The sequence below is a fragment of the Acidovorax sp. FG48 genome (assembly GCF_057809085.1).
On sequence record NZ_JBMDJH010000025.1, the window covers coordinates 19,153 to 38,853 of the forward strand.

Annotated in this window: 25 protein-coding genes; 23 read left to right on the forward strand and 2 right to left on the reverse strand. The window is 62.9% G+C overall.

Annotated elements, in window-relative coordinates; all coding sequences use genetic code 11:
- The first annotated feature begins 28 nt into the window (after window positions 1–28).
- The 22 genes from ACODSU_RS22855 (at window position 29) to ACODSU_RS22960 (ending at window position 17,654) form a co-directional block, all read left to right on the forward strand.
- On the forward strand, window positions 29–319 hold the full coding sequence (locus ACODSU_RS22855) for a hypothetical protein (RefSeq protein WP_488845056.1): 291 nt from the start codon (window positions 29–31) through the stop codon (window positions 317–319).
- Window positions 316–663 carry a RusA family crossover junction endodeoxyribonuclease gene (locus ACODSU_RS22860; RefSeq protein WP_488845058.1) on the forward strand — a complete coding sequence of 116 codons (348 nt, stop codon included), beginning with the start codon at window positions 316–318 and terminating at the stop codon, window positions 661–663. Before ACODSU_RS22855 ends, ACODSU_RS22860 begins: the two co-directional genes overlap by 4 nt.
- 5 nt (window positions 664–668) lie before the next feature.
- Complete coding sequence (locus ACODSU_RS22865; protein ID WP_488845060.1) at window positions 669–1,112, forward strand: DUF1367 family protein; 444 nt, start codon at window positions 669–671, stop codon at window positions 1,110–1,112.
- Between the two features lie 65 nt (window positions 1,113–1,177).
- Window positions 1,178–1,582, forward strand: a complete 405-nt coding sequence (locus ACODSU_RS22870) for a DUF968 domain-containing protein (protein WP_488845062.1) — start codon at window positions 1,178–1,180, stop codon at window positions 1,580–1,582.
- Window positions 1,569–2,309, forward strand: a complete 741-nt coding sequence (locus tag ACODSU_RS22875) for an HNH endonuclease (protein WP_488845064.1) — start codon at window positions 1,569–1,571, stop codon at window positions 2,307–2,309. The genes ACODSU_RS22870 and ACODSU_RS22875 overlap by 14 nt, the downstream gene beginning before the upstream one ends.
- Window positions 2,306–2,452 carry a hypothetical protein gene (locus ACODSU_RS22880; protein ID WP_488845066.1) on the forward strand — a complete coding sequence of 49 codons (147 nt, stop codon included), beginning with the start codon at window positions 2,306–2,308 and terminating at the stop codon, window positions 2,450–2,452. The genes ACODSU_RS22875 and ACODSU_RS22880 overlap by 4 nt, the downstream gene beginning before the upstream one ends.
- A gap of 18 nt (window positions 2,453–2,470) precedes the next feature.
- Complete coding sequence (locus ACODSU_RS22885; protein ID WP_488845068.1) at window positions 2,471–2,977, forward strand: hypothetical protein; 507 nt, start codon at window positions 2,471–2,473, stop codon at window positions 2,975–2,977.
- Complete coding sequence (locus tag ACODSU_RS22890) at window positions 2,974–3,180, forward strand: hypothetical protein (RefSeq protein ID WP_488845070.1); 207 nt, start codon at window positions 2,974–2,976, stop codon at window positions 3,178–3,180. Before ACODSU_RS22885 ends, ACODSU_RS22890 begins: the two co-directional genes overlap by 4 nt.
- A 38-nt stretch (window positions 3,181–3,218) precedes the next feature.
- On the forward strand, window positions 3,219–3,881 hold the full coding sequence (locus tag ACODSU_RS22895; RefSeq protein ID WP_488845072.1) for a terminase small subunit: 663 nt from the start codon (window positions 3,219–3,221) through the stop codon (window positions 3,879–3,881).
- Window positions 3,878–5,461 carry a terminase large subunit gene (locus tag ACODSU_RS22900; RefSeq protein WP_488845074.1) on the forward strand — a complete coding sequence of 528 codons (1,584 nt, stop codon included), beginning with the start codon at window positions 3,878–3,880 and terminating at the stop codon, window positions 5,459–5,461. Before ACODSU_RS22895 ends, ACODSU_RS22900 begins: the two co-directional genes overlap by 4 nt.
- Window positions 5,462–5,466: 5 nt before the next feature.
- A complete protein-coding gene (locus ACODSU_RS22905) occupies window positions 5,467–5,676 on the forward strand; it encodes a hypothetical protein (RefSeq protein ID WP_488845076.1) in 210 nt (69 codons plus the stop codon).
- 4 nt (window positions 5,677–5,680) lie between these two features.
- On the forward strand, window positions 5,681–7,813 hold the full coding sequence (locus tag ACODSU_RS22910; protein WP_488845078.1) for a portal protein: 2,133 nt from the start codon (window positions 5,681–5,683) through the stop codon (window positions 7,811–7,813).
- Entirely contained in the window at window positions 7,810–8,232 is a 423-nt protein-coding gene (locus tag ACODSU_RS22915) for a hypothetical protein (protein WP_488845080.1), read from the forward strand. The genes ACODSU_RS22910 and ACODSU_RS22915 overlap by 4 nt, the downstream gene beginning before the upstream one ends.
- A complete protein-coding gene (locus ACODSU_RS22920) occupies window positions 8,232–8,681 on the forward strand; it encodes a hypothetical protein (protein WP_488845082.1) in 450 nt (149 codons plus the stop codon). Before ACODSU_RS22915 ends, ACODSU_RS22920 begins: the two co-directional genes overlap by 1 nt.
- Entirely contained in the window at window positions 8,678–9,118 is a 441-nt protein-coding gene (locus ACODSU_RS22925) for a hypothetical protein (protein WP_488845084.1), read from the forward strand. Before ACODSU_RS22920 ends, ACODSU_RS22925 begins: the two co-directional genes overlap by 4 nt.
- Window positions 9,119–9,154: 36 nt before the next feature.
- Complete coding sequence (locus tag ACODSU_RS22930; RefSeq protein ID WP_488845086.1) at window positions 9,155–10,189, forward strand: hypothetical protein; 1,035 nt, start codon at window positions 9,155–9,157, stop codon at window positions 10,187–10,189.
- Between the two features lie 168 nt (window positions 10,190–10,357).
- Complete coding sequence (locus ACODSU_RS22935) at window positions 10,358–11,458, forward strand: N4-gp56 family major capsid protein (protein ID WP_488845088.1); 1,101 nt, start codon at window positions 10,358–10,360, stop codon at window positions 11,456–11,458.
- Between the two features lie 71 nt (window positions 11,459–11,529).
- Window positions 11,530–11,931, forward strand: coding sequence for a hypothetical protein (locus tag ACODSU_RS22940; protein ID WP_488845090.1), 402 nt, complete (start codon window positions 11,530–11,532; stop codon window positions 11,929–11,931).
- Window positions 11,932–12,016: 85 nt separating this feature from the next.
- Window positions 12,017–12,367 (forward strand): hypothetical protein, encoded by a 351-nt coding sequence (locus ACODSU_RS22945; protein WP_488845092.1) that lies wholly within the window; start codon window positions 12,017–12,019, stop codon window positions 12,365–12,367.
- 2 nt (window positions 12,368–12,369) lie between these two features.
- Entirely contained in the window at window positions 12,370–13,041 is a 672-nt protein-coding gene (locus tag ACODSU_RS22950) for a phage adaptor protein (RefSeq protein WP_488845094.1), read from the forward strand.
- A 189-nt stretch (window positions 13,042–13,230) separates the two neighbouring features.
- Complete coding sequence (locus tag ACODSU_RS22955) at window positions 13,231–15,504, forward strand: hypothetical protein (protein WP_488845096.1); 2,274 nt, start codon at window positions 13,231–13,233, stop codon at window positions 15,502–15,504.
- Window positions 15,504–17,654, forward strand: a complete 2,151-nt coding sequence (locus ACODSU_RS22960; RefSeq protein WP_488845097.1) for a hypothetical protein — start codon at window positions 15,504–15,506, stop codon at window positions 17,652–17,654. The genes ACODSU_RS22955 and ACODSU_RS22960 overlap by 1 nt, the downstream gene beginning before the upstream one ends.
- 1 nt (window position 17,655) lies before the next feature.
- Here ACODSU_RS22960 and ACODSU_RS22965 read toward each other — a convergent pair whose 3' ends face one another.
- The gene (locus tag ACODSU_RS22965) at window positions 17,656–17,910 is read right to left on the reverse strand and encodes a hypothetical protein (protein WP_488845099.1); all 255 of its coding nucleotides are present in this window, start codon (window positions 17,908–17,910) and stop codon (window positions 17,656–17,658) included.
- Between the two features lie 143 nt (window positions 17,911–18,053).
- Window positions 18,054–18,650 carry a DUF4124 domain-containing protein gene (locus ACODSU_RS22970; RefSeq protein WP_488845101.1) on the reverse strand — a complete coding sequence of 199 codons (597 nt, stop codon included), beginning with the start codon at window positions 18,648–18,650 and terminating at the stop codon, window positions 18,054–18,056.
- Between the two features lie 93 nt (window positions 18,651–18,743).
- On the opposite strand from ACODSU_RS22970, the gene ACODSU_RS22975 reads away from it, so the two are divergent.
- Complete coding sequence (locus tag ACODSU_RS22975) at window positions 18,744–19,700, forward strand: hypothetical protein (protein ID WP_488845103.1); 957 nt, start codon at window positions 18,744–18,746, stop codon at window positions 19,698–19,700.
- Window position 19,701 lies beyond the last annotated feature (1 nt).

Below are 19,701 nucleotides of genomic sequence, written 5' to 3' on the forward strand. Positions count from 1 at the left end.
GCACCCTGGATCTGTTTGGAGGTGCCCTGTGAGCTACATGACAGAAGCCAACGCCATCGCCGATCAGTTGCGCGGCAAGGCCCCGGCCCGCCGCAAGAAGGCCGCCGCAGCATCAGAACTGCAGCTGCAGGTACTGGAGTTCATGCGCACCTTCCTGTCCGAGAATGACCAGCTCCCGCCAGTGCACAGCGTCGCCGAGAGGTTCGATTTGGCGATCTCCAGCGCTGACTGGCACATCCGGGCACTGCTGCGTCTGGGGTTCCTGGAACGCAACGCCGTGGGCAAGCTGCGGTTTGCCAGGGGAGGGCGCACCGCATGACCACGCTGCAGCTCACTCTGCCATGGCCTCCCAAGGAGCTGAGCCCAAACACCCGCCAGCATTGGTCGGCCCTGTCGCGCGCCAAGAAAGCCTACCGCCACGCCTGCGCCATCACCGCCCGCCAGCAGGGCGCTGGCCGCACCGAGGCCAAGAAGCTGCACGTCTCCCTGGTGTTCGTGCCACCTACGCGCAGGGCCTACGACCTGGACAACCTGCTGGCCCGCATGAAGTCCGGCTTGGATGGTCTGGCCGACGTGCTGTGGGTTGATGACCGCCATTGGAAGCTGGAGATCGACCGGTCCGACGAGATCGGTGGATTCGTGCGCGTGGAGGTCACAGCGTGAAAGCCATGCTCATCAAGTCCCCCAAGGGCCTGGTCGGCAGCACGCCAGCCGATCAGGACGCCTGGGCCAAGTTCAAGCGCCGCCTGGAAACCATGAAGCCCGGCACCTGGCTGCGCATGGAGTGGAGCCGGCCGCGCAACGGCGCCCACCACCGCAAGATGTTCGCGCTGCTGCAGCTGGTGGCTGAGAACAGCGAAACCTACAACACGCCCGAAAAGGCGCTGGTGGCCGTGAAGCTGGCCGCAGGCTATTTCGACCCGGTGCCCGACCCGCGCACGGGCGAAATCGTGCCGGTGCTGCACAGCGTCAGCTACGACGCCATGGACCAAGACGCTTTCGAGGCTTTCTACAGCGCCGCTCTGGACGGAGTGCTGCAGGTCATCTTGCCGACGATGCCGCGCGAGATGGCCGACCACCTGATGGAGATGATCGTGGAGGGCTGGGCGTGAAAAGAACCGGGTTTCGTCCCCGCGCACCCCGCCGCGAGCAGCGCGACCCAGACCGCGTGCGCGCCATGCCAACCGTCACGCCCGGGGCGTTCCGCGCGCCGCTGCCGGTGGAGGCTGCGCCCACCTCCGCGCCGAAGGACCAGCCCATCCGCAGCAAAGCCTATCTGCGCCTGGTCGCCCAGCTCCCATGCCTGCACTGCGGCATCTGGGGCCACAGCCAGGCGGCGCACGCCAACACCGGGAAGGGCATGGGCACCAAGGCCTGCGACCTGCAGACCTTCCCGCTGTGCGCCGACCGCCCCGGCCAGCGCGGATGCCACAGCCTCTTCGACCAGGGCGCGCTGTTCAGCAAGGAGGCCCGCCGCCTGATCGAGCCCGCATGGGTTGCTGACACGCAGCGCCGGATTCAGGCGATGGGTTGTTGGCCGAAGAAATTCCAATTTACGGAGGGGCTAAATGTCGTGGTTTGAAAAACGATTCCAAGAGAACGCCAAAAAGGTGCGCGTGGAATGCAAATCCTGCAATCGCCCGATGTGGCTACCACCCAGCAAGGCATCGAAATATCTCACTTGCGGGCCAGAGTGCGCGGCGCTACGCAAAGCCGATTTATTGAAGGCTCGCGAGCGAATGTGTGCGCATTGCGGTCAATCGTTCCTAGCTAGGCCTGCGAGCCTTCGGAACGGTGAGGGGAAGTACTGCTCCCGTGCGTGCACGGAGCATCTTCTGGCTTCTGGGCGCACTCATGTCGCGGCGATGAAACGCGGGGAAGATCGCCGCGCCAAATTCAAGACAGGTGAATTTGTTCCTCTGCGTGGCGAAAAGAACGGCCGCTGGAAGGGTGGGTTAGATGCGCATATTGCACGGGCCACAGCTGACGGACGCCGCGCCAAATGGACGCGGCAGTATCGCCAGAACAACCCTGAAAAGGCTCGGGAAATGGCCCAGAACCGCAGAAACAGGATTGCGGGGCGGCTTCCCCGTGGGACCGTCAAACGGATTGGTGAGGCGCAGAAGTGGAAATGTGCGGTTTGCAAGGTGCGAATTCAGCACCGATTTCATGTGGACCACATTGAGCCGTTGGCGAAAGGCGGTTTGCATGAGCCGCGAAACATCCAGCTGTTGTGCCCGAGTTGCAATGTCCGTAAGTCGGCAAAAGACCCGCTGCAGTTCATGCGGGAGCGGGGGTTTCTGCTGTGAGCGCCCATCTGGCCCAGGTTCTGGAGTGGCGGGCCATTGCCTTCGACAGCCGCAGCCAGGCGCGTGACCGGGCCGCCGCTGAGTGGGCGCTGGAGCGGCTGAATGCCACGCGGACAGACGGGCAGATGCAAGCGAATTTTTGAACAGGGAGGCATGACCACATGAGCGCAAACGAAGAAAAACGCACCACCCGCCAGATCATCTGGGGCGCCCTGGTGGACCTCCGCGCCCAGGGCCAGATAGCGACCCGTCAGGTTCTGGCCGAAGTCACCTCCCTGAAGCTCACCACAGTGGACGACCACCTCAACCGCATGGTGGAGGATGGACAGCTGCGCCGTCCAGTTGCTGGGGTGGTGGAGATCATTGACCAGATGCCTGCGCCACGGCCCATGTCCATCACTGACCTCCCAGACGGCATGACCATCGTAGAGCTCGGGGACTATGAAATCCGCATGTGGCCACAGGAGCGCCGCGCGCTGGCCAAGCGCCTGGCCGGGGACGTGGTTCAGTACAGCAACATTGAGTACGGGCGGGAAACCAGCGTGGCCATGGCGGAGATGCTTTCCGAGTTGCGCAAAGAGAAGGCCGCCCGCAAGGCGCTGGAGGCCGAGGTGCGCAAGCTGCAGGGGCAGGGGGCGCAGTTGGATCTGCTCGGAAGTTCCGCATGAATGCCCGATTGCTGGCTGCCTTCATCATTGCAACGGCGCTGGTGCTTGCCTTCGTCTGGAAGTTCGCACCAGAGAGTGGCCCATCGTGTGAAGAGCGTGGCGGTCGCCGGGTGTTGGCTGGCTTTGTGACCGTCAATAACATGGTTGGTAAGGTCATGGTGCCAACGCTCATTCCTCAGTACCGCTGCGAACACCCCCAGTAGGGTTCGCCTCATTGGCTCCGCCCCGGAAAACTCGGGGCATGGCACCAAAAAAGGTAGCAAAAGCTGCCCGTTCCACCAAAAAGACTTCCGCAGCATCTGAAAAGGGTGCTGCAGCTACCGCGCGCGTTGATGGTTTGCTGCCAAAACAGGCGAAGTTTGTAGCGGAATACCTGATTTCGGGAAATGCCACGCAAGCCGCGATGGCTGCGGGTTACAGCCCCAAGACCGCCTACAAGATCGGGGCGGAGAACCTCAAAAAACCACAGATCGCTTCCCTTTTGGAAGTAAAGCAGTCGGAAATCGCCGCGCGCCAGGACGAGCGCCTTGCCGCGATGGAGCTGACACAGGCCCGCGTGCAGCGCGAGATTGCCCGCATCGCCTTCTTTGACCCCCGCAAGATGTTCCATGCGGACGGCCGCCCGAAGGATGTGACGGAGCTGGACGACGACACGGCCGCGTGCATCGTCGGCCTGGATGTCCTGGAAGAGTGGGAAGGCCATGGCGATGACCGCGTGCTGGTCGGCCACGTCAAGAAGTACAAGATCGCCAACAAGAACGCGGCTCTCGACCAGGCCGCGAAGATCCTGGGGCTGTACGAGAAGGACAACGACCAGAAGTCCAACCCAATTTTGGCGATGCTGGCGGCGATGAAGGGCAGCGCCCTGCCAGTTGTCCGCGATGGGAAAGAGGCGGGCAAATGAAGATACCGCTCGACTTCGTGCCCACCACTGAGGAAGAACTGCTGCGCTGCCTGGCTGACCCAATGTGGCGCCTGTGCTCCGGGCACCTCTACAAGATCATGGTGAAGACCGACGACGGCGAAGGCACCGTGGTGCCCTTCAAGCCGAACCGGGCCCAGCGCCGATTGATCAGCAAGCTGTGGCACCGGAACGTGATCTTGAAGGCACGTCAGCTTGGGTTCACAACTCTGGTCGCCATCTTGTGGCTGGATCACGCCCTGTTCAACGAAAACCAGCGCTGCGGGATCATCGCGCAGGACCGCGAGGCGGCCGAGGCCATCTTCCGCGACAAGGTCAAGCTGGCCTACGACCACCTGCCGCCAGAGCTGAAGGCAATCATGCCACTGGCGCGCGACAGCGCCAGCGAGCTGCTCTTTGGGCACAACAACAGCAGCATCCGCGTGGCCACGTCCATGCGCTCCGGGACCATTCACCGCCTGCATGTGTCGGAGTTCGGGAAGATCTGCGCCAAGTTCCCCGACAAGGCGCGCGAGGTCGTCACCGGCTCTCTACCAGCTGTTCCTCTGAGCGGCATCACCATCATTGAGTCCACCGCCGAGGGCCGCGAGGGTGAGTTCTTCCGCATGACCCAGAAGGCCATGGCCTGCGCAGAGCAGGGCAAGGAGCTTTCCGAGCGCGACTACCGTTTCCACTTCTTCCCATGGTGGGAGGCTCCTGAGTACCGCATCAACCCGCAGACGGTGTTGATGACTCAAAAGGACCGCGAGTATTTTGAGAAGGTGGAGGCGCTGATCGGCCAGCAGATCGAAGCCGAGCAGCGCGCCTGGTATGTGGCCACGCGCGACAACGACTTTGGCGGCGACCCTGAACTGATGTGGCAGGAGTACCCAAGCACGCCGGAAGAAGCCTTTCAGGTGTCCACAGAGGGCACCTACTACGCCGTCCAGCTCGCCGCCGCACGCAAGGATGGCCGGATTACGCGGGTGCCCTACATGCCTGGCGTTCCGGTGGACACGTTCTGGGACATCGGCCTCAACGACGAGAACTTCATCTGGTTCCACCAGAAAGTGGGCCTGCGCCACTGCTGGATCAAGTCGTACGGCAACAGCGGCGAGGCTCCCGCGCACTACGTCGCAGAGATGCAGAAAACCGGCTGGGTTTGGGGTCGTCACTACCTACCGCACGACGGCAATGCACGCCGTATTCAGGCGTCCACGACCAAGACTTACGCCGAGTTGTTGGGTGACTTGGGTCTGAAAAACATCGAGATCGTGCCCCGCATCGAGTCGGTGACCACCGGCATTCAGATGGTGCGCAACATCTTCGGGAACTGCTGGTTCGATGAAGAAGGCTGCGCCTCCGGTCTGGCTGGCCTGCAGTCCTACCGCAAGGAGTGGAACAAGCGGCTGGGCGTGTGGGCAGACCACCCGCGCCACGACGCCGCGAGCAACCCGGCCGATGCGCTGCGGCAGTTCGCCCAGGGCTATCGAGAGATCTACGCCAAGGGTGAGCGCCCACGCAGCTGGCGCGACCGCCTCGGCATCAAGAACAAATCACAGGGATCGGCTCAGGCCGCTTGAACACCATGGCAACGAAAGATCAAACCATCATCGGGTTGAGTCATCAGGTGGCGCAACTGCGTTTGGAAGTTGCGCAGTACAAAAGCCAGTACGAGGCGGCCCGAGGTATCTCAAACAGGATTCAGCAAGAGCGGGCGGCACTGGCACAAAAGCTCTTCGCGGAGCATGGGCTGATTTTGTCTGCGGACGGCGTCATCGCCAAGCGGGAGGACTGAGGCAATGGCAACAGCATCGACCCCAGCCGACCAGTCCGCGCGCGAGAACTGGCAGCGCTACTGCTACGGCAAGGACCGTGGCCACATCGAATACACCGAGCAGGCCGCCAAGTGCGAGGGCATGTACCTGGGCGGCGGCGAGCAATGGAGCGCGGCCGACAAAGCCATCCTGACCGACCAGAAGCGGCCGTTCTACGAGTTCAACGAGGTCATGCCCAGCGTCAACAGCGCCGTGGGCTACCAGATCCAGAACCGCATGGACATCGCTTTCAAGCCGCGCGGCGGCAAGAGCGACCTGGAAACGGCCACTGTGCTCCAGAAGGTGGCCATGCAGATTGCCGACTCGACCAATCTGCACTGGCTCGAAACCAAGGTCTTCAGTGATGGGCTGATCGAGCAGCGCGGCTATTTCGACGTGCGCATCAGCTTCGACCGCAACATGTTCGGCGAGGTGACGATCTTCGACCTGGACCCGCGCGACGTGATCCCGGACCCGGACGCCAAGAGCTACGACCCGGACAAGTGGAGCGACGTGATCATCACGCGCTGGCTCACTCTGGACGAAATCGAGCAGATTTACGGCAAGGACGCCAGAGTCAAAGCGGAGGCGTCGAACGACCATGGCCAGGACTTCGGCGACTCCGACGAGGAAGTGCCTCGCAACCGCTTTGGCACGGTCAAGACCGGGCTGTACGATGCCTACGGCGCCGAGGGCGACGGCATCAACCGCTATCGGATCATCGACCGCCAGAAGTTCGTCTATGAAATGACCGACTGCCTGGTGTTCCCGGAAACCGGCGATGTGCACGTCATGGACAGCATGGCAGCCGATTCGATTCAAGACGCCATCGCGAAGGGTGCCGTCAAGGCCCGCCGCATGCGCCGCCGCGTGAAGTGGATCGTATCTACCTACAGCCGCACCATCCACGACGAGTTCAGCCCATATGAGCATTTCACGCCAGTGCCGTACTTCGCCTACTTCCGCCGGGGGAAGACGCGCGGCATGGTGGACAACGCTATCGGCCCGCAGGAGGCGCTGAACAAGGCGGTCAGTCAGTTCGTCCACATCATCAACACCAGTGCAAACAGCGGCTGGGTGGTGGAGGAACAGTCCCTGACCAACATGGACACGGAGGACTTGGAGACTGTCGGCGCACAGACCGGCCTGGTGCTGGAGTTCAAGAAGGGCTCGACCAAGCCCGACAAGATCCAGCCCAACTCAGTGCCAACCGGCGTTGATCGCCTGATCGACCGCGCGACCAAGGCCCTCAAGGATGTGACCGTGCCAGAGGCCATGCGCGGCATCGGCGGCAATGACGAGGCTGGCATTGCCATCCAGTCCAAGCAGTTCGCCAGCCAGCAGCAGCTGGCAACGCCGCTCGACAACCTGGCCTACACGCGCAAGCTGCTGGCCCAGCGCATCCTGAAGCTGATCCAGCGGTACTACGACAGCTACCGCATCTTCCGCATCACAGAGACGGACCCCATGACGGGCAAACCGAAGCAGGAGACGCTGGAAATCAACAAGTTCGACCCCGAGACCGGCAACTACATCAACGATGTGACGGTGGGAGAGTACGACGTGGTTATCTCCGAGCAGCCAATGCAGGTCACCTTCGAGAACAGCCAGTTCCAGCAGGCTCTGGAGATGCGTAAGGCTGGTGTCGCTATCCCAGATGCCACGGTAATCCGTTACTCGGGCCTCACGGACAAGCACGAGATCCTGGGGAATATGCAGAGCCAGGCCGCGCCAGCTCCAGACCCGAAGGCAGAGGCCGACGCTGCGCTCAAGGCCGCTCAGGCGGAGAAGGTCAAGGCCGAGACGGAGAAGGTGCACACCGAAACCATCGCAAAGCGTGGCGAGACCCTGTACAGCACGATGCAGGGCGCCCAGGTGGTGGCGGGCAATGCACAAATCGCTGGCGTTGCCGACCAGATGCTCGGGACCATCGGTTTCGAGGACCAGGACGCAGCGCCGTATGTGGATGTGCCACCTGCTGACGCTGCCGTTGAGGCCGCTGGAATGGACATGCCAAAGAACACCGACCCCATGACACCAGCCAGCCCTGCGCGCGGGCTGATGGATGGCATCGAGACGCCCGAGGCCGATGGCATGCAACCGGGGATCGGCCAATGAACATCTACATTGACACCGAGTTCAACGACTTCGGCGGAGAGCTTATTTCCCTGGGCATGGTGGATGAAACCGGGCGCGATTTCTACGCTGTCCTGAACTGCCAAGACCCTTCGCCATGGGTGGCAGCCAACGTGATTCCAGTGCTTGGGCAGCCTTACGCATCTCTGCGGATGCTGCAGCAGCGCCTGCAGGCGTGGCTCTCCGCCTATCGGACGGTCCACATCGTGGCCGACTGGCCAGAAGACATCGCGCACTTTTGCCGAGCCCTGATTACTGGCCCAGGCATGCGTCTCGACACGCCTCCACTGACCATGGAAGTCCGCAGAGATCTGGATAGCGGGGCGTCGGCTGTGCCACACAACGCTCTGGAGGACGCCCGGGCGATTCGGCGCGCTGCTATGAAGCAGGAGATCGGCTAATGACCATCATCGCCTGGGACGGAAAGACGCTGGCTGCCGACAAGGCAGCGTCCAACTGCGGCTATCTACGCACCGTCACAAAGATCTACCGCGTGCCCAGCGGGCTTGTCGGCTTCGCTGGTGACGGAAGCCGCGCTTTCGCACTGCTGGAGTGGTTTCGCGCTGGCTGCGACCCTGCCAAGTACCCGGCATTCCAGGCATCTGACGACGCCGTGGGGTGTCTGCACATCGGTCTGGACGGCAGGGCGTCTGGTTACGCGCATACCCCGTTCCCCGAGTTCCACGAAGACAAGTTCGATGCCATCGGCTCGGGCCGGGACTACGCCCTTGCTGCCATGTATCTCGGTCACTCAGCAGTGCGCGCCGTTGAGGTAGCCATGGCGTTGGACAACGGGTGCGGCAAGGGCATCGACACCCTCGAATTGACCACCACTGAAGGAAGACCATGACCACTTATTGCGGATCACGAAGAACAACAGGCCACGGCGAGGCCGACATTTGCGGCGAAATGGGACCTGGTGGCGTGCACCAGTGCTACGCCTGTCAGTTGAAGGACCACAAGGCCGAGGAAGAAAAGGACGCGGCCAAGTATGCGAATTCGACCCAAGACGCACTGGTGAAAGCCATCGCCCGCGTGGCCCATGAAACCGTGGCCGCCCACAACTCAGCCTACGGAGACTACGCCACACCACCATGGGAGCGCCTGCCCGAGAAGGACAAGGACCACACCTGCGCCAAGGTGGCGGCGTTCCTGAACAACCCCTCACTGCACCCCACGGCCCACCACGGGACATCCGTCGCGGTGCTGACCGCCAGCCAGCGCGCGGCGGCCTACGTTTTCCACGGCGTTGTGCACGCCATCGCTCGCGAGCAGAGCCGCGACTGACCCTCACCGATTGATTAACCACTGGAGAGCAACACCATGAACATCCGAGAACTCAAGCGCCGCCTGCAGCCTTACAGCGGTTTCATGAAACCCGCAGAGGACGACGGCTCCGATCTGGGCGGCGAGGTCATTCAGGTGACCAACACCGGCGATGCCGACGCAGGCGATGGCCAGGAAGATCGAGGCGACACATTCACGCCATCGGCCGATGCAGAAGGCGCAGACGCTGGCGCTGATTCCTCGGCTGCAGGTGCCGCAAGTGCTGCTGGCGATGCAGATGGCGGAGACGCCGGTGATGGCCGCCGCCAGGCTGGTATCCCCAAGGCCCGTTTCGACGAAGTGAACGAAGGGCGCAAGGAGGCGTTGCGCAAGCTGGAGGAAGCCCAGGCGGAAATTGAGCGCCTGAAGAAGGCTGGAGCTGGAGCCGATGGGGCCGCCGCAGCGCCTGCCACCGCAAAGCCTGCAGCCCAGGCCGACGCAGCCCAAGCCCCTGGCGGTTTCGATGTGGATGCCAAAGAGCAGGAATACGCCGAAGCGCTGTATGCCGGTGACGGCAAGAAGGCCGCGTCCATCCGCCGTGAGATCAATGCCCACCTTGTGACCGAGGCGACCTCCCGGGCCCGCGAAGTCGCTGCGACCGAGTTCACCGCGCGCGAGACGCAGACCCTCTTGGCGGCTGCCGTGCAGACTGCCGTGGCGGCCTATCCGTGGCTCGACACGAAAGAGGGTGAAGAGGCCCTGGACCTGATCGTGGCGGCCCGCGACCAGCGCATCAAGAAGGGCATGCCACCCCATTTGGCGTTGCAGGAAGCCGTGAACAAGATCGCTCCGAAGTTCGCTCCCGATGGTGATACCCCCAGTAGGGAATCGACAGACACACCGGAGCGGAAAGACACTAGAACCGCACAAGCACTGGCGCGTGGCGCTGCAGATTCTCTGCTGCAACCACCCCCGGTGCAGGCTGGTATCGGAAACCGCGCGACGGCGGCCAGGATCGATGTCGAATCGCTCACCGACGAGCAGTACGACGCGCTTCCCGAGGCCGAGAAGAAGCGTTTGCGCGGCGACTGATCCAACCACAACGACCAGCAGGTTTCGCCCGGCCTGCTGGTCTAGAAATCAGGGTGATCTCGTCACGGGAGGACGTTAAACCACCCGGCGCCCTTGACCGCCACCAAGTCATGTCTCTCGCATTGGCAGCGCACGCCTCAGTCCGTAACCAATTCAAGGAGCATGGCAATGCTTACCAACTTTGCGGCATTGACGCCCAAGCAAAAGATCGTCTGGCAGCGGGACACCTGGAAGGCCGCGCGCGACCAGATGTTCATCAAGAACTTCATCGGCACGGATGACAACAGCGTCATTCAGCGCATCACCGATCTGACCAAGACCGAAAAGGGCGAACGGGTCATCATGCACCTCGTCGCCGACCTGGTTGAAGACGGCGTGATCGGTGACAACGAGCGCGAAGGCAACGAAGAAGCGATGCAGTCGTACAGCCAAGAAATTGGCATCGACCTGCTGACCCACTCGGTGCGCAACAAGGGCAAGCTGGCCGAACAGAAGACGGTCATCAAGTTCCGCGAAATGGGCCGCGACCGTCTGGCCTTCTGGCTGGCCAACCGCTGCGATCAGCTGGCATTCCTGACCATGTCGGGCATCAGCTACGCCTTCAAGAACAACGGCGCTCCCCGCGTGAATTCGCCGTTCCCCAACCTGGCATTCGCAGCCGATCTGACGCCGCCTTCTTCGAAGCGCGCCCTGATGTTCGACGGCACCAGCCTGCAAACGTCCAATACGGGCAGCATCACGACTGCCTACGTGCCCAAGTACACGATGATCGTGGACCTGATCGCCTATGCGAAGGAGCACTACATCAAGCCGCTGATGTCCGGTGGCAAGGCGTACTACGTGTTTTTCGTGCAGCCCGGCACGCTGGCGGCCCTGAAGAAGGACCCCGACTACCAGCGCGCCGTGGTGGCTGTGGCTACCAAGGGCGGGACCGATTCGCCATGGTTCACTGGTGCGACCGTGACCGTGGACGGTGCCGTTATTCACGAACACAACCTGGTCTACAACACCAAGGGCGCCGCATCGGGCTCGAAGTGGGGTTCCGGTGGTCTGGTGAACGGCACGCGTTCGATCCTGGCTGGCGCTCAAGCGCTGGGCATGGCCGACCTGGGTGCACCTGAATGGGACGAAAAGACGTTCCAGTACGGCAGCCAACAGGGCATCAACATCGACAAGATGCTGGGCTTCCTCAAGCCGCAGTTCTACTCGATCTACGACCAGTCGGTCGAAGACTTCGGCCTGCTGACGGTCGATACCTACCTGCAGTAATGCGGGCCCCGGGGACGGGGCCTGCTGGCTCTGTCCTTTCGATCTCCCCTTGTTGTTGAAAGGAGCCCATCGTGGCAATCAAGAAAAACTCGTCGCGCCAAGAACTCATCGTGGCGCATCTGGATATCGGCTATGCCGACCCTACCGCCTACGGCACTGCCGAAGCGGCTTTTGACCTGCCTGCAAATGCCATCCTTTTTGGTGGCGATGTGGTGGTCAAGACCGCTTGGAACAGCGCCACGACTGCGACCTTGAAGCTGGGCGATGCGGCAGATGATGACCGCTACACCTCGTCTGCCATTGACCTCAAGACCGCCGGCCGCACCGCGCTGACGCTCACTGGCTACAAGCACACGGTCTCTGAAGCGCTCAAGGCACTGATTGCGCAAACCGGAACCGGCGCAACGGCGGGAGCTGCTCGCATCACCATCAGCTACTACGTCGAAGGCCGCGCAGCCTTCAGCCAAGGCTGACCCATTGTTTCTCAGTGGTCAGGCCAGCAATGGCCTTTTGCACCCGGCGGCTTGATCCCCGCCGGGTTTTTTGAAGGACACCATCATGAAATTCCGCTCCCCCACTGATGAGCCGCTGTATGTGGCTCTGACCACCGGTCACACCTGCGTGATCTCGCCCGAGGGCGATGAGATCGATCAGATGTTCCACCGCGAAGCGATTTCGCGTGGCGCAGTGCCTGCGTCTGTGACCGATGAAAAAGCACCTGCAGGTACTGGTTTCGATCGCAAACAGGTCATTGCCGACGCCATGAACGCCATGCTGGACAGCGGCGCCGAAGACGAATTCACCAACGACGGTAAGCCGGACCTGCGCAAGCTGAGCGGCCGCACTGGTTTCAAGGTGGCGCGCGAAGAGGCAGACGCCATCTGGTCCGAAGTCTCCGCCAAGGACTGATCGTGAAGGTAGCGGACTTCATTGAAGGTTTCAGAAGCACGGTATACGACAACGAGGTCCCGTACTTCTGGTCCGCCGAGGAGATTGTCCGCTACCTCAATGAAGCGGTGCAGGAGGCATGCGAGCGTGCCAAGCTGATCGAGGACCGCACGACCGCTGCCGTTTGCTCCATTTCCGCGCAGGTCGGCGAGTCCACCTACAGCCTGCATCCTAGTGTTTTCGAAATCCGGCGCTTGACATTCAACGGTAGGCGCCTGGACGAGACCAGCGTGGAAGAGCTGGACCAGGATTGCCCTGGATGGGAAAACCGCAGCGGTCAGCCGCGAGTCTTCATCTTCGAACAACCCAGCGGCCTGCAACCGGCAAAGGTGCGCCTGGTGCCAACTCCAACCGTTGCTGGTCCCATTGCGCTGACCGTCGTCCGTGGAGCTCTCAAGCCGCTGAGTGCTGACATTGACCAGGCCCGCCCAGAGCTGCCAGAGCGGTTTCACGAGCGGCTGATGGACTGGGTGCTGCACCGCGCCTACCTCAAGCAGGACGCTGACACCTTCGACCCGAACAAGGCGGCCACGTCGCTTGCCCTGTTTGTGCAGGCGTTCGGTGAGCGCCCCGACGCAAACGTCCAGAGAAAGCGCAGAGACAAGCGGCCACCAGTTGTGCGCGTCAACTGGTGATAGAGGCCCCCAGTAGGGTTCGCCAAAGAGCCGTCACACGGGAAAACTAGGCCGCAAGACACCCCGAAAGGCACCCCGATGTACGGCTACCAGCCACCGGCAGCGCGCCGACTCGCGCAACTCCCTGGGCAATATGCTGACGGCGGCGCCGTAGGCTTTGGCTCTCGCGGATTGAACCAGTTGCGTGACATGATCCCGAAAGTGCAGGCGATGGGCTACCAGCAAGCCGCTCCGGCGCCCGCCGCGCTATCCGCTGCGGATCGTCTTCGCGCCATGATTCCTCAGATGGAGGCCATGGGATACAAGCAGCAGCCCCAGTACCTTGCCCGGGGCGGCATGGTGCGAGGCCCTGGCACCGGCACCAGCGACTCCATCGAGACCGAGGCCGAGCCAGGCACGTTCATCATGCCGGCCGACAGCACCAAGGCGCTGGGCAAGAGCGCGCTGGAAAAGCTGGCCACCGTGCCGGTGAAGCTGAGCAATGGCGAGTTCGAATTCCCGCCCGAGCAGGTCATGGCTGTGGGTGCGGCTGTGCTCAAGCTGCTCAAGGACACCACGCACAAGCCGGTGAACGGCGAGGACGGCGGCCAGACTGATGATGAGGCGGGCGAAGGCCCAGGACACGAAATGGCTGAGGCCATGCCCGGCGGTCAGGAGGACGATGCCGAGGAGGGCATGGGTTACCGGCCTGCCGACCGCATGGCTCAGATGCCGCCCATGATGTTTGCCGATGGCGGCATGGTCGAGAACGACATCACCCGAGTAGGCAACAGCTACAGCGGCGGCAACGTGGGCGGCAATGTCTCGATCAATGGCCAAGCTGGCGCCGGCACGGTCAGCACTGTCCCATCGGTTTCCTCGCCTGCTCCTGCGGCGTCGCCAGCTCCAGCAGCTGCACCCGCCGCATCGGTCATGGCAGCCGTAGCGCCGGCAGCATCCCCAGCACCTGCGCCAGCTCCAGCTGCCCCAATGGGTTGGGCCGAGCGCAATGCCCAGAGAAACAACCAAGTCACGGCCAGCTCCATCATGGACAGCCCGGAGCGCCGTGCAGCCCAGGCAGCGCTGACGCCGACACCTGCACCTCCGCCGCTATCCGCGACGGCTGCACCAGCCCCAGCCGTGGGCGGGTTCCAGTCTGCGTCTCAGCGCCTGGGATCGCTGCCATCGCCGGGCCAGACGCAGTTCGGGTTCCCTCCGCGCCGGTACGCTGACGGCGGCACGGTGCTGGACGACGAGCGGGCCCAGCGTTTGGCGCAAATTCCTGTCGGTGGCCCCCCAGGTTGGACCGGCGGCGGTGCACCTGCACCCACGGCCCCAGCGCCCGCGCAAGTAGCTGTCGCTTCGGCTCCACCTCCAGCAGCGCCCGCACCGGCTGGAGCGCTCTCGCGCGCTGCCTCTATGGCGCCAGCTCCCGCGCCTGTGGCGCCTGCTGTCGCTGCCATGAGCGCATTGCCCGCCGCAGACCCAAGCCCCCGCAATGAGGATGTGGCCCAAGGCCTGCAGCGCCGACAGGCAGCTGATGCACTGGCATTGATGCCGAACGCACCTCAAACTGAGGTACGCGCCCCCACCATCAGGAACAGCACCAACGACTGGGCGGCCCGCAAGCAGTTGGAGAACCTGGCCACCGCCGCATCGAGCATCACGAACGACCGCCGATGGGGTGGAGATGGTGAGAAATCCCAAGATCGCCGGGCACTGGCACAAGCGCAGGCCACTGACGCCGCCCTGCAGCAGGCGCAACCTGGCCTGGACGCAGCGGCCATGCGCGAGAACGCCGACAACATGCGCGCGCAGATGCAGGCTCGCAGCGGCGCGGCCATCGCGGACGCGCAGAACGCAAACGCCCTGGATCGCGCGCTGATCACCGAGCGCGGGAACAACACTCACGCCGGCATCGCTGCGCAGGGCGTGACCGAGGCTGCACGATTGAAGGCCCTGCAGGAGGGCAAGGCACCACCCGGCTACCGCTACACGGCCAGCGGGAACATGGAGGCCATCCCAGGAGGCCCTGCCGACCTGAAGCAAAACAAGGAAGGCGTGCAGCAGGGCAAGGACACGCAGGATATTTTTTCGATCTTGAACGAAGCCCGCCCCCTGATGGACAAGACCACCGGCAGCTATGCGGGTGTCGGGGTAGACAAGCTGGCGCAGACGTTCGGTTTTGCCACCGAGGGCGCGAAGGCTTCGGCACAGCTCAAGGCACTGGAAGGCGCTCTGGTGTCCAAGATGCCCAAGATGTCCGGTCCGCAGTCCGACAAGGATGTGTTGCTCTACAAGCAGATGGCGGGCCAGATTGGCGACCCAACGATCCCCGTGGAGCAGCGCCGCGCGGCGATGAGCACCATCGAGAACCTGAATATCAAGTACCTCCCTGCGGTGCAGGATGCACTGGGTTACGAGGCTGTGCCCTCCGGCGCGTACTACAAGACGCCTGCCGGTGAAGTGCGGAGGAAACCGTAATGGCCAATCCTTGGGACAACGACGAGATCATCCGGCCTGCAGGTGGTGGGGCGCCACCTGCTGCTCCGGCTCTAGCAGCACAGCCAGCAAGGGCAGCGGCGCCTGCGGCAAACCCGTGGGACAAGGACGAGATCGTGCGTCCTGCGCCTGGCGCGCCAGCGCAGACCACGACTGCTGCGCCTGCTCCAGCATCCGGCGGCCAGCAGCGCACGTTGGGCGAGAGCGCGGCGCGCGGCCTCGGCATTGGTGTCCGTGGCGTCGTGCAGGGCCTGACCGACCTCCCTGCAACGCTCACCGACAACCTGGTAGCCAAGCCCATCAATGCAGGCTTGAATGCCGTCATGGGCGAAGGCAATGGACCCCGCCTCAAGATGCTGGGTGAATCCACCAACGACCTGTTGACAAAAGCCGGGATCCCGGTGGCAGAAACCGCTTCGGAGCGCGTGGTGCAGGACATCAATCGGGGTGGGGCATCTGCAGTTGGCGGTATCGCCACTGGCGCAGGGTTGACCAAACTTGCTGGTGGTGCGGCCGAAGCAGCACAGGTTGCTGGGCGCATCGTCCCTCCACCGCCCAGCACCGTCACCGAGGCTGTAGGTCGATCTTTGGCGGCAGCCCCTCTCACGCAAGTGGCCAGCGGCGCCGCCGGACAGGGGGCTGCAGCGGTAACGCGCGAGGGCGGAGGCGGCGAGGGTGCCCAGCTTGTGGCCAATGTTGCAGGCTCGCTGGCTCCGTCAGTGCTCCCATTCGTTGCTCAGACGGCAGTGCGTGGGGCCCTGCGTGGTGGAGAAGCGGGCCGCCAGCGCGTGGCCGACAACATCGCCACCTTTGAGGCAGCATCTGGAACGGTCCCAACCATGGGCCAGGCCACGCAGTCGCGCACTCTGCAGGCGGCTGAAACCGGGCTGTCGAACGTCATTGGCGGGTCCGGGATCATGGCCCGCCGTGGCGAGGCCCAGGCCAAGGCACTGGAAGATTCGGTGCAGCAGCTTTCACAGCAGCTTGCGCCAAACGCCACCGGCTGGGGAGCTGGCGAAGCCATCACCAAGGGCGTGAATGCGTTCAAGGACAGCGTGAAGACCACACAGAAGGAGCTGTACGGCAAGCTGGACAACTTCATCCCGGCAAACACGCCGGTGAGTGTGAACCGCACCCAGGAGGCTCTGAAGGCGCTGAACGAGGGCATCGACGGCGCGCCCAACCTGTCCCAGTTCTTCCGCAACGCCAAGATCGGCAACATTGAGCGCGCGATGCTCAAGGACGTGGAGGGCGCCACGCTGGCCAACATTGCTCCCGGCATGTCTTCCACGGGTGTTGCCCCGACTGCCGGCCAGTTGCCGTACCAGGCCATTCAGAAACTGCGCACGTTGGTGGGCCAGGAGATTTCCGAGAACTCCCTGACCTCCGATGTACCCCGCAGCAAGTGGCGCGCGCTGTACGCGGCCCTGAGTGATGACCTGGGAACGGCAGCAGAGCAGGCGGGCCCACAGGCGCAGCAGGCCTGGAGCCGTGCCAACCAGTACACCAAGGCCAGCATTCAGCGCCTGGACCAGCTGGAATCCATCGTTAACCGCGAGGCGCCTGAGCGCGTGTTCAAGGCTGCCACGAGCGGCCTGTCTGATGGCGGCACCCAGATCAACCGCCTGATGAAGTCCATGCCCGAGGAAAACCGTCGCGAAGTGGCTGCCGCCGTGCTGCAGCGCCTTGGCCGCGCCAAGAACTCCGCGCAAAACGAGATGGGCGACGCATTCAGCAGCGAGACCTTTCTGACCAACCTTGCGGCCATGTCCTTGCCAGCGCGGCGCGCGCTGTTCTCCAACTCGGGATTCCCTGGGCTGGAAGAGAAGGTGATGATGATGGGGAAGATGGCGGCCAACCGGCGCGAGGGTGCACAGGTGTTCTCGAATCCATCGGGAACTGCGCGTCAAATCGGACTGGGCGCCTGGGCCAGCACTCTGATCGGTGGGCTCGCGTCCGGCAATCCCGTGGTCATTGCCGGAGCCTTGGCCGCACCAGCGACTGCGAATGTGCTGGCGCGCAAGATGACTTCAGAGCAGGCTGTGCGGAATTTGGCTGAAAAGGCAGTGTTGAACCCGGCTGCAGGCGGTGCAGGTGTCGCTGCGCTTGCGCGGGAAGACCAGCAGCGGTGAGTTACTTCTTGCCGGCCTTGGAGATTTCTACGATCGCGTACACCAAAACTCCACCGGCAAGAGCCCAGCCCAAGGCTGGTACAGCAACGCAGAGGTATGACACTGCTGCAATGACAGCGACCCAGGCTGAAACCTTCAGCAGATCCAACACTAGCCCGTACCAGAACCCGAACGTGTCCGCATCTGGGTTACGTCCGTGCAGCAGCTCTTCGCTCTCCGCGAGTGACATTGGGCGCTTGTATTGGTCTTGTGCCATGGGCGGAATGTAGCAGCAGGGCGGCAGAATGCAAAACGCCCGCCGAGGCGGGCTCATAGCGTGCTGCGTTGATCGGGTGATGGTTGTGTGAGAACTCCATCGTAGCCCGGGAGGGTTTTCTTCTTTCTGCTGAGACAGCCCGACTATTGGCAGTGGGCAGTATTCCCCATCACTGAACACGAACGCCCGTCACTTCTCGTCAGAAAAGCTCCTGAGCCAGAGTAAGTGGCACCCCATTCGTCGGTGCACATGCCGGCCGTGCAGGTGAGCATGAATTGCTTCTGGGCCGCATGGCGCCTGCGTAGCTCTTCACGACGCTGTGCGGCACGTTCCGCTTCGGCCTTGGCGTCCCATCTTCCTTGGTTATTCGTAATCGAACTGGCAGAGGTCCGCGCGTTCTCGCGATCCTTTCGAGCCTGCCAGTCATCCTTTGGTTGTTGGCCCGCAGGAAGCGGCATTGGCGCCATCTGAGCTTGTCCCTGGCTTTGGCGCAATTCCCGCTCCTGCTCAGCGAGCCGCTGGTCTTGTTTGCGTGCCTCGGCCTCAAGGGCTTGTTCGCGCTCGCGCCGTATCTCAGCAGGGGAGGGTTTGCGAATGATCTGCTCCCCAGCTTGACCTACGTCGCATGGTCGATCTGAAAAGATGAGCTTTCCAGAGCCGTCTTTGCATCTGTGAACTTGAGCGTTTGCGGCAAGAGCGGTCAACGCAACACAGGCGATGACGAATGATCTGCTTTTCATGCAGGGTCCTCCTGATCTGACTCTATCAGGGCCAAAGGTAAAGCCCCCCAGTAGGGTTCGCCAAGCCCTGCCGCGCCGGGAAAACTACCGCGCATGGCAATCTCCCAGACGCAGCGCATCGGCCCATTCCCTCGCGGAATGGATAACCGGCTGCCCGACTACAACCTGCGGATACCCGATGGCTCCGGCCATCTGCTGCGCGACGCCCTCAATGTGGACGTGACCGCGACAGGTTCGGTCAAGACGCGCGAGGGGTACTCAGTGGCCTTTGCCGGAACTGATGCCCATTGCGGCTGGCAGGGTGACGGCTTCGCGCTGTACTGCGACGCTGGGACCATCTACCGGCTTGACGATGGGATGCAGCGCACTGTTGTTACCGCTGGGTTCGGCATGACCACCCCCGTGCGTTACACACAGGTCAACGAAGCGGTGTACTTCACCGATGGCATCCGGGTGGGCTCTTATCACCCCGAAACCGGGCCAACGCCAGTGTGGACTGACGGGCTGGAGTTGACCATTGCCGATCAAGCCCTCACACCCATGCCACCCGGCCAGTGCATTGCGCACCACAACGCCAGGTTGCTGGTGGCCGTGGGCTCTGTTCTGGTCTACAGCGAGCCGTTCACCCCCCATTTGCGCGACGCGGCCAAAGGCTTTGAGATTTTCCCGGCGCCTATCACCTGCCTCGCCGCAGTCGAAGGCGGTGTGATGGTGCTGTCCGACAAGACCTATTTCATTGCTGGTGGATTCCCAGCCCAAGAGGTACGCGCTGTGCTCCCTTATGGCGGCCCAGCGCAGCAGGAGGGATACCGCGATGACGGAGGGGCGCACTGGATGAGTGCGCGCGGCCTGTGTATGTGTGACCGGGCTGGACAGATCTCCAACATACAGGAGCAGCGCATTGCCCTGAACGTCACGGGCTCTGCGGCGACTTTGTTCCGCGAGGCTGACGGACGTAACGCTGTGGTGGCCTCACTCTCTCAGCCCGGCTCCATGGCGGCCGGTATCGGCTCCTATGCCGAAGCACGAATCGTCAGAAAGGACGCTTGAA

Coding starts and splice junctions, on each gene's coding strand:
- ACODSU_RS22925 (WP_488845084.1), top strand. CDS start 8,678: ATGACCACTTATTGCGGATCACGAAGAACAACAGGCCACGGCGAGGCC.
- ACODSU_RS22960 (WP_488845097.1), top strand. CDS start 15,504: ATGGCCAATCCTTGGGACAACGACGAGATCATCCGGCCTGCAGGTGGT.
- ACODSU_RS22945 (WP_488845092.1), top strand. CDS start 12,017: ATGAAATTCCGCTCCCCCACTGATGAGCCGCTGTATGTGGCTCTGACC.
- ACODSU_RS22860 (WP_488845058.1), top strand. CDS start 316: ATGACCACGCTGCAGCTCACTCTGCCATGGCCTCCCAAGGAGCTGAGC.
- ACODSU_RS22875 (WP_488845064.1), top strand. CDS start 1,569: ATGTCGTGGTTTGAAAAACGATTCCAAGAGAACGCCAAAAAGGTGCGC.
- ACODSU_RS22955 (WP_488845096.1), top strand. CDS start 13,231: ATGATCCCGAAAGTGCAGGCGATGGGCTACCAGCAAGCCGCTCCGGCG.
- ACODSU_RS22935 (WP_488845088.1), top strand. CDS start 10,358: ATGCTTACCAACTTTGCGGCATTGACGCCCAAGCAAAAGATCGTCTGG.
- ACODSU_RS22870 (WP_488845062.1), top strand. CDS start 1,178: ATGCCAACCGTCACGCCCGGGGCGTTCCGCGCGCCGCTGCCGGTGGAG.
- ACODSU_RS22905 (WP_488845076.1), top strand. CDS start 5,467: ATGGCAACGAAAGATCAAACCATCATCGGGTTGAGTCATCAGGTGGCG.
- ACODSU_RS22970 (WP_488845101.1), bottom strand. CDS start 18,650: ATGAAAAGCAGATCATTCGTCATCGCCTGTGTTGCGTTGACCGCTCTT.
- ACODSU_RS22910 (WP_488845078.1), top strand. CDS start 5,681: ATGGCAACAGCATCGACCCCAGCCGACCAGTCCGCGCGCGAGAACTGG.
- ACODSU_RS22885 (WP_488845068.1), top strand. CDS start 2,471: ATGAGCGCAAACGAAGAAAAACGCACCACCCGCCAGATCATCTGGGGC.
- ACODSU_RS22865 (WP_488845060.1), top strand. CDS start 669: ATGCTCATCAAGTCCCCCAAGGGCCTGGTCGGCAGCACGCCAGCCGAT.
- ACODSU_RS22895 (WP_488845072.1), top strand. CDS start 3,219: ATGGCACCAAAAAAGGTAGCAAAAGCTGCCCGTTCCACCAAAAAGACT.
- ACODSU_RS22965 (WP_488845099.1), bottom strand. CDS start 17,910: ATGGCACAAGACCAATACAAGCGCCCAATGTCACTCGCGGAGAGCGAA.
- ACODSU_RS22890 (WP_488845070.1), top strand. CDS start 2,974: ATGAATGCCCGATTGCTGGCTGCCTTCATCATTGCAACGGCGCTGGTG.
- ACODSU_RS22920 (WP_488845082.1), top strand. CDS start 8,232: ATGACCATCATCGCCTGGGACGGAAAGACGCTGGCTGCCGACAAGGCA.
- ACODSU_RS22975 (WP_488845103.1), top strand. CDS start 18,744: ATGGCAATCTCCCAGACGCAGCGCATCGGCCCATTCCCTCGCGGAATG.
- ACODSU_RS22900 (WP_488845074.1), top strand. CDS start 3,878: ATGAAGATACCGCTCGACTTCGTGCCCACCACTGAGGAAGAACTGCTG.
- ACODSU_RS22930 (WP_488845086.1), top strand. CDS start 9,155: ATGAACATCCGAGAACTCAAGCGCCGCCTGCAGCCTTACAGCGGTTTC.
- ACODSU_RS22915 (WP_488845080.1), top strand. CDS start 7,810: ATGAACATCTACATTGACACCGAGTTCAACGACTTCGGCGGAGAGCTT.